7 protein-coding genes and 2 rRNA genes are annotated in these 11890 nt (G+C 68.2%); 5 read left to right on the top strand and 4 right to left on the bottom strand.

Going from position 1 to position 11890, the window contains the following annotated elements; translation table 11 throughout:
- Together ACO2Q2_RS14190 and rrf are read left to right on the top strand one after the other, a co-directional pair.
- Positions 1-103: ribosomal RNA gene (locus ACO2Q2_RS14190) — 23S ribosomal RNA — on the top strand; the annotation flags it as partial.
- 200 nt (positions 104-303) lie between these two features.
- Positions 304-416: ribosomal RNA gene (gene rrf / locus ACO2Q2_RS14185) — 5S ribosomal RNA — on the top strand.
- 187 nt (positions 417-603) lie between these two features.
- Here the strand turns inward: rrf and ACO2Q2_RS14180 are convergent.
- The gene (locus ACO2Q2_RS14180) at positions 604-2445 is read right to left on the bottom strand and encodes a GspE/PulE family protein (RefSeq protein ID WP_423256484.1); all 1842 of its coding nucleotides are present in this window, start codon (positions 2443-2445) and stop codon (positions 604-606) included.
- A 99-nt stretch (positions 2446-2544) separates the two neighbouring features.
- On the opposite strand from ACO2Q2_RS14180, the gene glyQ reads away from it, so the two are divergent.
- Entirely contained in the window at positions 2545-3453 is a 909-nt protein-coding gene (glyQ, locus tag ACO2Q2_RS14175; protein WP_423256482.1) for a glycine--tRNA ligase subunit alpha, read from the top strand.
- Positions 3450-5597 (top strand): glycine--tRNA ligase subunit beta, encoded by a 2148-nt coding sequence (gene glyS, locus ACO2Q2_RS14170; protein WP_423256480.1) that lies wholly within the window; start codon positions 3450-3452, stop codon positions 5595-5597. Before glyQ ends, glyS begins: the two co-directional genes overlap by 4 nt.
- 51 nt (positions 5598-5648) lie before the next feature.
- Here the strand turns inward: glyS and ACO2Q2_RS14165 are convergent, their stop codons facing one another.
- Positions 5649-6263, bottom strand: coding sequence for a helix-turn-helix domain-containing protein (locus ACO2Q2_RS14165; protein WP_423256479.1), 615 nt, complete (start codon positions 6261-6263; stop codon positions 5649-5651).
- Between the two features lie 327 nt (positions 6264-6590).
- On the opposite strand from ACO2Q2_RS14165, the gene ACO2Q2_RS14160 reads away from it, so the two are divergent.
- On the top strand, positions 6591-7487 hold the full coding sequence (locus tag ACO2Q2_RS14160) for a YbaY family lipoprotein (protein ID WP_423256477.1): 897 nt from the start codon (positions 6591-6593) through the stop codon (positions 7485-7487).
- Between the two features lie 104 nt (positions 7488-7591).
- On the opposite strand, the gene ACO2Q2_RS14155 is transcribed toward ACO2Q2_RS14160, so the two are convergent.
- Together ACO2Q2_RS14155 and ACO2Q2_RS14150 are read right to left on the bottom strand one after the other, a co-directional pair.
- Positions 7592-9442 carry an autotransporter outer membrane beta-barrel domain-containing protein gene (locus ACO2Q2_RS14155; protein WP_423256475.1) on the bottom strand — a complete coding sequence of 617 codons (1851 nt, stop codon included), beginning with the start codon at positions 9440-9442 and terminating at the stop codon, positions 7592-7594.
- A gap of 117 nt (positions 9443-9559) precedes the next feature.
- Positions 9560-11890, bottom strand: coding sequence for a Tex family protein (locus ACO2Q2_RS14150; protein ID WP_423256473.1), 2331 nt, complete (start codon positions 11888-11890; stop codon positions 9560-9562).

Genomic DNA, 11890 nt, shown 5'->3' with positions numbered 1-11890 from the left:
TCTCCTCAAGGCACCATCAAGACCAGGTGGTTGATAGGCGCGATGTGGACGTGCAGCAATGCATTGAGCTTACGCGTACTAATGCGCCGTGCGGCTTGACCATATAACCCCAAGACGCTTCGCTGTGCTTCAGCAACGCATCTCGAAACACGCTTCGCCCCAAATCGCTTGTCACTCGTTTACCCCATGCTTTGACGCGAAGTCCTTGTCGCGAAGAGCAAAGACCGCCATCCATGGCGGACTCTTCAAAAGGTCTTCAAACCCCATTGAAGCTCGGCGCAGTGCGCCGCTTCAACCCCTTTCCCTGGCGGCTATAGCGCTGTGGTCCCACCCGATCCCATCCCGAACTCGGAAGTGAAACGCAGCTGCGCCGATGGTAGTGTGCTTCCGCATGCAAGAGTAGGTCACCGCCAGGGACCTCATACACCAATCACCCCCTCCACAAGAGGGGGTTTTTTGTGGGGCGCCATGCAGAACTTCGGCGCCCCGAAGTTCGTATCCGGTGACCGCGGGTTCGATGGCTGTCTTCGATGGCTGGCGACGCAAGTATCCGGTTTGATTCGCTGCCGATCTGGAATGATGCCACCGGACGATGTCGGAACGTCAATGGTCGAACCCGGGGAGCTCGGTGAGGGCATCGGTGTCGTGATCGATTGGCGGGATCACCGTGAGCACCTCCTTGACCGTGGTCAGGCCCTGGGTCACCTGGTCGGCGGCGGAAATGCGCAGCGGTCGCATGCCTTCCCTCAAGGCCGCCGCCGAGAGGGCGGCCAGATCCGGCTGGCTGGAGATCCGCGCCCGCAGAGGACGGGTAAGTTGCAACATCTCGTAGATACCGGTGCGGCCGATGAAGCCGGTATTGCGGCATTCGAGGCAGCCGACGGGTCGGTACACCACTTCTGGCAGCGGCATCGACCAGCCGTGGGTCAGCGCCTCCCATTCGTCCGGATCCTGCGCTTCCGGCGCCTTGCAGTGGGCGCACAGCGTGCGCACGAGTCGCTGCGCCACCACGCCGGTCAGCGTGGACTGGATCAGATAATGCGGCACGCCCAGGTCGAGCAGGCGGGTGATCGCGCTGGGCGCGTCGTTGGTATGCAGGGTCGACAGCACCAGGTGCCCGGTCAGCGAGGCCTGCACCGCCATCTGCGCCGTTTCCAGGTCGCGGATCTCGCCGACCATGATGATGTCCGGGTCCTGCCGCAGCAGAGTGCGCACGCCGGCGGCGAAATCGAGGTCGATCGATGCCTGCACCTGCATCTGGTTGAACTCGCCGCTGACCATCTCGATCGGGTCCTCGACCGTGCAGACGTTGAGCTCCGGCGTGGCCAGATGCTTGAGCGTCGAATACAGCGTGGTGGTCTTGCCCGAGCCGGTGGGGCCGGTCACCAGCACGATGCCGTGCGGCCGCTCCACCATGGCGCGCCAGATGCGGTCCTCCATCGGCGAAAAGCCCAACTGCTCGAAGCTCTTGGACACGATGTCCGGATCGAAGATGCGCATCACCACCTTCTCGCCGAACGCGGTCGGCATGGTCGAGATGCGCAGCTCCACCTCGCGAAGTGAACTGGAGCGCGTCTTGATGCGCCCGTCCTGCGGGCGGCGTTTTTCCGAGACGTCCATGCGTGCGAGGATCTTGATGCGCGAGGTCACCGCGGTCATGACGGTCGGCGGCAGTTCGAACACCTTGTGCATCACGCCGTCGATGCGAAAGCGCATCTGCCCGGACTCGCGGCGGGGCTCCAGATGGATGTCCGAGGCGCGCTGCTCGAAGGCGTACTGCAGCAGCCAGTCGACGATGTGCACCACATGGCGGTCGTCGGCACCGACCTCGCCGGCCTTGCCCAGCTCCACCAGTTGCTCGAAATTGAGGATCGTCGAGCTGTCGTACCCGGCCGCCTTGGCGTCCTGCGCCAGCTGGATCGAGCGCTGGACGCCGTAGAACTCCTGCAGGTAGCGATTGATGTCCAGCGGACTGGATACCGCGCGGTGCACGTCGCGTCTGAGCATCTGCGCCAGGTCGCGCGCCCAGTCGCCATCGAACGGCTCGCAGGTGGCGAAGGTGATCTCGCCGGGACTCGCCGCCACCGGCAGGATGCGATGGCGCTGGGCGTAGGCCAGACTGACCGTCTGCGTGACCGAGGCCACGTTGATCTTCATCGGATCGATCTTGAGATACGGCAGCCCGGCCTGCACGGCCAGCCATTCGGTCAGCGTTTCCAATCCGAGCGGACGGCCCGGTTCGCGCTGGTTCGGCAGCCTGGCGTTGGCGATCACCACCAGCGGATGCAGTTCCACCGTGCTGCGCCCGGCGCGGCTGCCCATGCGCACCTGGCGGGCGTCCTCCGCCAGCAGGTAGCCATCGACCACCAGCGCCGCCAGCGTCTCGTCCAGTTCCAGCCGGCCGCGACGGCCGAGCAGGGGCGTGCTTTGCGGGGATGCGGCCATGAACGGGGGATGCTCCAGACGTTCGGCATGGCGTGAAAAGCGAGCTGCCATGCGGTCGCGGCTATACTAACGCGCTTTATTCCCAGGTCACGGAAAGCCATGTCCGCGCGTACCTTCCAGGACGTCATCCAGACGCTCAACCGCTACTGGGCGGCGCAGGGTTGCGTGCTGCTGCAGCCGCTCGATACCGAGGTCGGTGCCGGCACGTTCCACCCCGCCACCTTCCTGCGCTCGCTGGGCCCCGAGCCCTGGTCGGCCGCCTACGTGCAGCCCTCGCGCCGCCCCACCGACGGCCGCTACGGCGAAAATCCCAACCGCCTGCAGCACTACTACCAGTACCAGGTGGTGATGAAGCCCAATCCGGAGAACATCCTGGAGCTGTACATCGACTCGCTGAAGGAGCTGGGGCTCGATCCGCTGGTGCACGACCTGCGCTTTGTCGAGGACAACTGGGAATCGCCCACGCTCGGCGCCTGGGGGCTGGGCTGGGAGGTGTGGCTCAACGGCATGGAGGTGACCCAGTTCACCTACTTCCAGCAGGCCGGCGGCCTGGAATGCCGTCCGGTGACCGGCGAGATCACCTATGGCCTCGAGCGGCTGGCGATGTATCTGCAGAACGTGGACAACGTCTACGACCTGATCTGGACCGACGGCCCGCGTGGCGTCGTCACCTACGGCGACGTGTTCCACCAGAACGAGGTCGAGCAGAGCACCTACAACTTCGAGCACGCCAACGTGCCCGAGCTCCTGCGCTGGTTCGACGTGTGCGAGGCCACCGCGAACCAGCTGATCGCCGCCAACCTGCCGTTGCCGGCCTACGAGCAGGTGATGAAGGCCAGCCATACCTTCAACCTGCTCGACGCGCGTCGCGCGATCAGCGTCACCGAACGCCAGCGCTACATTCTGCGCGTGCGCACGCTGGCCCGCGCCGTGGCGGAAACTTACGTGGGCCAGCGCGAGAAGCTCGGTTTTCCGGGCCTGAAGAAGCACCAGGAGCAGGCTGCATGAGCGCCGCCAAGTCGCTGTTGATCGAGCTGGGCACGGAAGAGCTGCCGCCCAGGGCGCTGGACGAACTGGCTGCCGCGTTCGCGAGCGGCATCTGCGACGGGCTGGCCCGGCGCGGCATCGACGCCGGCCTCGATGCCGCGCGCACCTTCGCCACGCCGCGGCGTCTGGCCGTCCATATCCCGGGCGTCGCCCAGGCCCAGCCCGAGCAGACCATCGAACGCCGCGGTCCGGCGGTGAGCGCCGGCGTGGACGCGAACGGCCAACCGGCCAAGGCGCTGGTCGGCTTCGCGCAGTCCTGCGGGGTCAGCGTGGATGCGCTGGAGAAGCTGCAAACCGACAAGGGCGCGTGGTTCGTCTACCGCTCGGTGAAGCCGGGCCGGTCGGTGGCCGCGCTGTTGCCGGAGATCGTCGCCGAGGCACTCAAGGCGCTGCCGATCCCCAAGCCGATGCGTTGGGCCGGACACGACTACAGCTTCGTGCGCCCGGTGCACTGGCTGGTGATGCTGCACGGGTCGGAGATCGTCGATGGCGAGGTGATGGGCCTGACCAGCGGACGCAAGTCGCGCGGCCACCGCTTCATGCGTCCGCAGCCGATCCACGTGGTGGACGCCGACAGCTGGGAAGACGCGCTGCTCGCCGCCAAGGTGATCGCCGATCCGGCCGCCCGCCGCGATCGCATCCGCGACGAAGTCGCCCGCGTCGCCGCCGAGATCGGCGGCACGCCGCGCCTGGACGGCGCGCTGCTGGACGAGATCGCCAACCTCACCGAATGGCCGGTGGCGATCGCCTGCACCTTCGAGCGCGAGTTTCTCGCGGTGCCGCCGGAGGCGCTGGTCACCACCATGGAGGCGAACCAGAAGTTCGTGCCCGTTTTCGATGCCGACGGCCGGCTCACCGAGCACTTCATCGGCATCGCCAACATCGAGTCGAAGGATCCGTCCGAGATCCGCAAGGGTTACGAGCGGGTGATCCGTCCCCGCTTCGCCGATGCCAAGTTCTTCTGGGACGAGGATCTGAAAACGCCGCTGGCGGGTTATCAGGAGGCGCTGAAGAATGTCACCTACCAGCAGTCGCTGGGCAGCCTGTGGGACAAGACCGTGCGCGTGGCCGAGCTGTCGCGCGTGATTGCCAGCCGCGTGGGCGTGGACGCCGGCGCGGCGACGCGCGCCGCCAGCCTGGCCAAGTGCGACCTGCTGACCCGCATGGTCGGCGAGTTCCCCGAGCTGCAGGGCGTGATGGGTCGCTACTACGCCAGCCGCCAGGGCGAACCCGCGGCCGTCGCCGACGCCTTGGACAGCTTCTACCGGCCGCGTTTCGCCGGCGACGCGATCGCCGCCGACGCGGTGGGTCAGGTGGTGGCGGTCGCCGAGCGGCTGGACACGCTGGCCGGCATTTTTGCCGTGGGTCTCAAGCCCACCGGCAGCAAGGACCCGTTCGCCCTGCGTCGCACCGCGCTGGGCCTGGCGCGCACGCTGGTGGAGGCGGGCCTCGAACTCGATCTGCAGGCGGCGTTTGCCGAGGCGCTGGAGCTGCTGCCCGAGGCAGCGCTGCAGGCGGGCATCAAGCCGGGCAAGGACGGCCAGGCCGGCGCGTTCGATGCCGGCGTGCGGCGCGCCGCGCTGCAGCGCGAGTTGCACGAGTTCGTGCTCGATCGCCTGCGCGGCTACTACGCCGAGCGGGGCTTCGACGGCCAATCGTTCGAAGCGGTACTGGCCGTGGCGCCGACCAGCCTGGCCGACTTCGACCGCCGCCTGCGCGCGGTGGCCGACTTCTCGCGCCGCCCGGAGGCGACCAGCCTCGCGGCGGCGAACAAACGCGTGGCCAATCTGCTGCGCAAGCAGGCCGAGGAATCCGGCGCGGGGGTCGTGCCCACCGCGGTGGACGCCGCCCGCTTCGAACTGCCCGCCGAGCACGCCCTTGCCGAAGCGCTGGCCGCCGCCGACCGGGACAATGCCGGCCCCTGGGCCGGGCGCGACTACGGCCGCGTGCTGGAGCGTCTGGCGCAGTTGCAGGCGCCGGTGGATGCGTTCTTCGATTCGGTGCTGGTCAACACGGACGACGTGGCCGTGCGCGCCAATCGACTCGCCCTGTTGGCGAAGCTCAAGGACCAGTTCAGCGCGGTGGCCGATATCGCCCTGCTGTAAGCGGTCAGCCAACGCCGGTGCGTCCGCTGCCGGCCGCGTGTTTTGGCGCCGTCAGGCGATCTCGTCGCACCGCAGGCGCAGCGCCAGTCGCTGCTGGAATGCGAGCAGGGCACTAGCGTCGATCTGGGTGCCGCCCGGCCCCACGATTTCGTACAGCTCGCCAAGCAGGCGCTCGTGCTCCGCGTCGTCGAGCTCGCTGCCGGACAGCGACAGGTCCGTGCGCAGGATGGCGCGTGCCGCCTCCAGCCGCTGCTCGTCGACCACCTGGGCCATCGGTGCGTCATCCAGCGGCGTGGAAAGGCCGTCGCGTCCACGGTTCTCGCGCGACTCACCGATCGTCCGCGCCTCGCCGGTGCGCGGTTCCGCCTGGATCGCGCCTTCGCCGGCCACCAGCCAGACCAGCGAGATCCCCAGCGTGCGGGCCAGGGTGACGCATCGCGCCCGCGACGGATCGCTGTTGCCGTCGCGCCAACTGCGCACCACACCTTCGGAAAAACCGCACATACGGGCGATCTCGGTGGCGCTGCCCACGCGCTGGATCAGCAACCGGATGCGCTCGGCGAAGCTGTTGGAAGCGCTGGTCGCCGCATGGGTGGCGGTGGGGTCGATCGACGCAAGCCGGGATTGGGTGGTTTGAGGCGGGAGGAGGTGCTGGCGAGAATTCATGGATGTGCCTGGAACGAGGGTGCCGCCAAGCGCGATCCGGGCGCATGCCGCGGCAACGGGGGATAGGAAACACTACCTGACGGCCGACCATAGCCGGGACAAAGTGTCGTGAATCTTTCGCCCAGTAGGGTTGCACCGAAGCACCGCGGCAGGCATGGGGCAGTGTGCGACGGCTTGCTCGACGACGGCTCGCTTGACTGCACGCTTGACTTTTCCCCTTCATCCTTTATCGGCTAAGCTTGACCCTCTCCCCCGCGGTGCTTTGCGTGGCGCGTCGGCGTCAGGCGAGGTTCGTGCCCGTTAAAGATCGTTCGATGAGGTTTCACGATGCGCAAGGCAATTTGGTCGCTGGTTTCGGTGGCTGCGCTGGCGATGTCCGGCTGCAACAGTTCTTCTTCCTCCCAGCAGGCGCCGAGCAAGGCCGATGAGGGCGCCGCCGCGACCGCCGCGCCCCAGGCCGGCAACACGGTGGCCGGCCAGATCACCCTGCGCGAACCGACCCAGCTGTCGCCGCAGGCCAAGCTGGAAATCAGTCTGGTGGACGTGTCCGCCGCTTCGGCCGGTGCCGCCGCGGAGGGGGCCGCTGCCCCGGCTGCCGCGCGCGCGCCGCTGGCCACCAAGACGATCTCACCGGTGGGGCCGTTCCCGGTCAGCTTCGAGCTGGAGTTCAACCCGACCGACGTGAACCCGAACGACCTCTACGTGGTCAAGGCCAACCTGGTCGATGGCGATCGCACCTACGAGATGCCGCTGCAGGCGCCGGTGCTGACCAAGGGTGCCAGCAACCAGGTCAGCATCCAGTTGGTGGCCCGGCAGACCCCGGCGGAGAAGGATCTGGCCGCGTTCGAGGATCTGAAGAAACAGATCGGCGGCATGAAGATCAAGTCCGGCACCAAGCTGGAGAAGGACGCGTCGCGCGGCTGGCAGGTGTTCCGCAAGGACGGACAGGTGCAGTTCATCCGCGAGCAGGTCGATTACGGCGACAAGGGTTTCACCGAGACCGATTACGCCTACAAGGCCGGCAAGGCATGGGTCGCCGTGCAGCAGAAGAAGTCCAGCAAGGACGCCAAGCCGAATGCCATCGAGCGCGTGAGCTGGGATGTGGACGGCAAGCCGGTGCTCAGGCAGGTGGTGAGTGGCGGCAAGACCAGCGACCTTTCAGACGGCGAGGCGGACAGCCTGAAAAGCCAGGCCGAGGTGATCCTGAAGCTCGCCCAAAAATAGGCGATCCGCTTCGGTGTCCGGCAAGGCGCCGGGCGCCTCCGGTACTGGAAACAAAAAGGCCGTCCGCATCGCGGACGGCCTTTTTCGTAGTGCGGGCCGATGGATCAGAACGCGACCTTGAAGCCCAGGTTCACGCTGTTGTCCTTCTGCGTGCTGTCGCTGAAGCGGCTGTTGACCGCGATCCAGCTGGTCACGCTGGGGGTGAGCTGCGCCGACAGTCCGATGTTGGCGCTGCCCCAGGTCTTGTCCGGCGTGAAGCCCGACAGCGCGAAGCTGCCGCCCATGCTGTTGAGACCGGCGCGCACGGTGCGCGGGTCGGCCTTGCTGTCGTGGTTCCAGGCCAGCTCGACGAACGGGGCCATCTGCAGGTCGTTCACCTTCCACGAGCCCATCAGGCGCCAGCCCAGCGAGCTGATCAGCGCGTCGCGCTGCTGGCGACCGAAGTACATCGCGGTCGAATCGCGGCCGCCCTCGGTATAACCGTTGACCTTGATCGACTGCCATTCCACGTGAGCGAACGGGCCGGTCTTCAGCGACGGCCCCATGTCGAACCACCAGCCGCCCTCGACGCCGCCGCCCAGGTGCGAGCCATCGGCCTTGCCGCTCTCGACGCGCAGCGACGGGCCGAGCTGGATGCGCCGCTCGATGTCCTTGAAGTTGGACTGGCCGAAGCTGGCGAAGCCGCCCACGTAGCCGCCGCCGTTGCTGTACAGGGCAAACGCCTGGCCGGAGATGTCCTGCATCTTGTAGCCGCCGCTGTTGCCCTTGAAGTCGGCCTTGCTCTGGCCGATGCCCAGCGACAGGCCCACCGAAGTGTGCTCGCCGGTGCGCACGTCGGCGCCGAGCGTCAGGTTGACGTTGTCGCTGCTGGTCCTGGGCGTGCTGTCGGTGCCGTCGAAGCGCTGCTGGCCGTAGTCGATGGCGGCGAACATGCGCGTCCCGCTGCCCTGGCTGTCGGCGAGCATCTCGTTGCGGATCGCGCGGTACTGCGCCGCGGACGACGCCAGCGGCGCCTCGCCCAGCAGCGAGATCTGGCCCGGCGCCGCCAGCTCGGCCAGCACCACCTGCGACAGCAGGCGATGCGCCGCGGTGGTGGGATGCACGCCGTCGGCGAACAGGTAGCTCTCGTCGGTGCCGGCCGCATAGGTGTACGGCAGGCCCGAGCCCGCGGGGCCGCACTGCACCGAGCTGGCGGCCAGGCCACAGGCCGCGTCGGTGACGTTGCTGAAACCGAACGCCTGCGGATTCGCAACGACCTCGTTGATCAGGCCGTAGGTGTTCACCGGGATCACGTTCAGACCCTGGCTGCTCAGCTGCGACAGGCCGCTGCTCAGCGTGCTGTTGTAGAGCACCGACAGCTGCGTGGCGCCGGCCGAAGCGGCCGCGCCCTGCGCCATGGCCGACGGCGTCTTGCCGATGTCCGGCAGGTTGTACACCACCACATAGTTGGCACCGGCGGCCTTGAGCTGGCCGAGCATGCCCACTTCGGTGATCGCCGCATTGGCGGTGCCGGCGGCCAGTACGGTCGGATCGGTCGAGGTGGCGGTGAGGTAGAAGATGTCGTTCGCGCCACCCCACACCTGGTAGAGGGCATTCGGATCGGCCTGCCCGCCGGTGGCGGTGAGATACATGCCCAGCTGCTGCGGCAGGGTCGGCACGGCCGCCACGTTGTTGACCAGGCCCGCGCCGCCCCAGGCGAAGTCGGTGCCACCGGCCAGCGAGGCGGTAATCGGATGGCCGAGACCATCGGCGACCAGCTCGGCGGCGGTCTTGCCCGGGTTGGTGGTGAAGCGCAGCGGCGGCTGGATCTGCGGCGCACTGGCGAGCGAGATGTTGCCGCCATCGCTGAGGCTGTCGCCGAACACGACGACCTGGCTGAAATCGGTGGCGCTGGCGGCCTGGCTGGCGAACAGGCCGGCGACGATGGCGCCGGCGAGAAGACGGGTACGAGGCATGGTGATGGAGCTCCTGGGCCGGGGTGGCTTGTTATGACCGCGTTACGGTAATCCACTCCATACCTGAGCGCATGCTGCGTTGCATCGCAACGGCGCATGCGCTCAGGCGGGGCGCTTTCAGCGCTGCCTGGCGCGCAGGAGGGCGTCGGCGAAAGCGCTGTTGGCGGGCGGGGCGCTGGGCTTGGGCGCGCCGCCGCCGGGGCGTGGCCCGCGGCTGTCGCGGCGCGGCTCACCGCCACCCGCGGCCGGCCGCGCGCGGCTCTGCCCCGGCTCGTCGTCCAGCCGCATCGACAGGCCGATGCGCTGGCGCGGCAGGTCAACCTCCATCACCTTCACCTTGACGATGTCGCCGGCCTTCACCGCGTCGCGCGGGTCCTTGACGAAGGTGTGCGACAGCGCCGAGACGTGGACCAGGCCGTCCTGGTGCACGCCGATGTCGACGAAGGCGCCGAACGCGGCGACGTTGGTGACGCGGCCCTCGAGGATCATGCCGGGGCGCAGGTCCTTCACGTCCTCCACGCCCTCGGCGAAACTCGGCGCGACGAACTCGGGGCGGGGGTCGCGGCCGGGCTTCTCCAGTTCCTTGAGGATGTCGCGCACGGTCGGCACGCCGAACTGCTCGTCGGTGAACTGTTCGGCCTTGAGGCCGCGCAGGAAGCCGGTGTCGCCGATGATGTGGCGCACCTCGCGGCCACACTGGGCGATGATCCTCTCGACCACCGGATAGGCTTCCGGGTGCACCGCGCTGGCGTCCAGCGGATTGTCGCCGCCGGTCACGCGCAGGAAGCCGGCGCACTGCTCGAACGCCTTGTCGCCCAGGCGCGGCACCTTCAGCAGCGCCTTGCGGTTGGCGAACGGACCATTCGCGTCGCGATGCTTCACCACGTTCTCGGCGACCGAGGCGGTGAGGCCGGCCACGCGCGAGAGCAGGGCGGCCGAGGCGGTGTTCACGTCCACGCCGACCGCGTTCACGCAGTCCTCCACGCGGGCGTCCAGCGCGCGGGCCAGCTTCACCTGGTTGACGTCGTGCTGGTACTGGCCCACGCCAATCGCCTTGGGCTCGATCTTCACCAGCTCGGCCAGCGGATCCTGCAGGCGGCGCGCGATGGAGACGGCGCCGCGCAGGCTCACGTCCAGCTCGGGGAATTCCTTGGCGGCGGTCTCGGAGGCCGAGTACACCGAGGCGCCGGCCTCGCTCACCACCACCTTCGAGAGCTTGTGCTCCGGATGGCTCCTGGCCAGCCCCTTGATCAGCTCGCCGGCCAGCTTGTCGGTCTCGCGCGAGGCGGTACCGTTGCCGATCGCGATCAGGTCCACGCCGTGCTTCTGGCACAGCCGCGCCAGCGAGGCCAGCGACTCGTTCCACTGCCGCCGCGGCTCGTGCGGATAGATGGTGTCGGTGGCCAGCAGCTTGCCGGTGGGATCGACCACGGCGACCTTCACGCCGGTGCGGATGCCCGGGTCCAGCCCCATCACCGTCTTGGCGCCGGCCGGTGCGGCCAGCATGAGGTCCTTGAGGTTGTCGCCAAACACGCGGATCGCCTCGTCCTCGGCGCCTTCGCGCACGCGGCCGAACAGGTCCAGCGTGAGGTGCAGGTGCAGCTTCACGCGCCAGGTCAGGCGCACCGTCTCGCGCAGCCAGGCGTCGGCGGCGCGGCCGCGGTCGAGGATGCCGGCGTGCGCGGCCACGCGGCCCTCGCCCTCGGCGTGGCCCTGCTCCGGATCGAGCGCGGGGATGAGCTCCAGCTCGATCACCCCCTCGTTGCGTGCGCGCATCAGCGCCAGCAGGCGGTGCGAGGGGATCTTGCCGATCGGTTCGACGTGGTCGAAGTAGTCGCGGAACTTGGCCCCTTCGTGCTCCTTGCCCTCGACCACCCTGGCGCGGATCTGCCCCTTGTCCCACAGCCAGTCGCGCAGTTCGCCGACCAGTGCGGCATCCTCGGCGATGGTCTCCATCAGGATCGCGCGGGCACCGTCCAGCGCGGCGCGCACGTCGGCCACGCCCTTGTCCGCGTCGACGAAATCGGCGGCGAAGGTTTCCGGGTCGCGCGTGGGATCCTCGCGCAGGCCCAGCGCCAGCGGCTCCAGGCCCGCTTCGCGGGCGATCTGCGCCTTGGTGCGGCGCTTGGGCTTGTAGGGAAGGTAGAGGTCTTCCAGCCGCGCCTTGGTGTCGGCGGCGAGGATGTCGCCCTTCAGCGCGTCGGTGAGCTTGCCCTGTTCCTCGATGCTGGCCAGCACCGCCGCGCGGCGGTCTTCCAGCTCGCGCAGGTAGCGCAGGCGCTCTTCGAGCAGGCGCAGCTGGGTGTCGTCGAGGCCGCCGGTGGCCTCCTTGCGGTAGCGCGCGATGAACGGCACGGTGGCGCCGCCGTCGAGCAGATCCACGGCGGCGCGCACTTGCTCGGGCTTGGCGGCGATGTCCTGGGCAATGCGTTGTTCGATGCTGGGCAT

The organism is Dyella sp. KRB-257 (assembly GCF_049445995.1).
Lineage (GTDB): Bacteria > Pseudomonadota > Gammaproteobacteria > Xanthomonadales > Rhodanobacteraceae > Dyella_A.
The sequence above is the reverse complement of the archived record's forward strand: the minus strand, read 5'-3'. Positions and strand labels throughout refer to the sequence as shown.

Excerpts from the sequence above, each read along its gene's own strand:
- ACO2Q2_RS14160 (WP_423256477.1), top strand. The coding sequence starts at position 6,591 with ATGCGCAAGGCAATTTGGTCGCTGGTTTCGGTGGCTGCGCTGGCGATG.
- ACO2Q2_RS14180 (WP_423256484.1), bottom strand. The coding sequence starts at position 2,445 with ATGGCCGCATCCCCGCAAAGCACGCCCCTGCTCGGCCGTCGCGGCCGG.
- ACO2Q2_RS14150 (WP_423256473.1), bottom strand. The coding sequence starts at position 11,890 with ATGCCCAGCATCGAACAACGCATTGCCCAGGACATCGCCGCCAAGCCC.
- glyQ (WP_423256482.1), top strand. The coding sequence starts at position 2,545 with ATGTCCGCGCGTACCTTCCAGGACGTCATCCAGACGCTCAACCGCTAC.
- ACO2Q2_RS14165 (WP_423256479.1), bottom strand. The coding sequence starts at position 6,263 with ATGAATTCTCGCCAGCACCTCCTCCCGCCTCAAACCACCCAATCCCGG.
- ACO2Q2_RS14155 (WP_423256475.1), bottom strand. The coding sequence starts at position 9,442 with ATGCCTCGTACCCGTCTTCTCGCCGGCGCCATCGTCGCCGGCCTGTTC.
- glyS (WP_423256480.1), top strand. The coding sequence starts at position 3,450 with ATGAGCGCCGCCAAGTCGCTGTTGATCGAGCTGGGCACGGAAGAGCTG.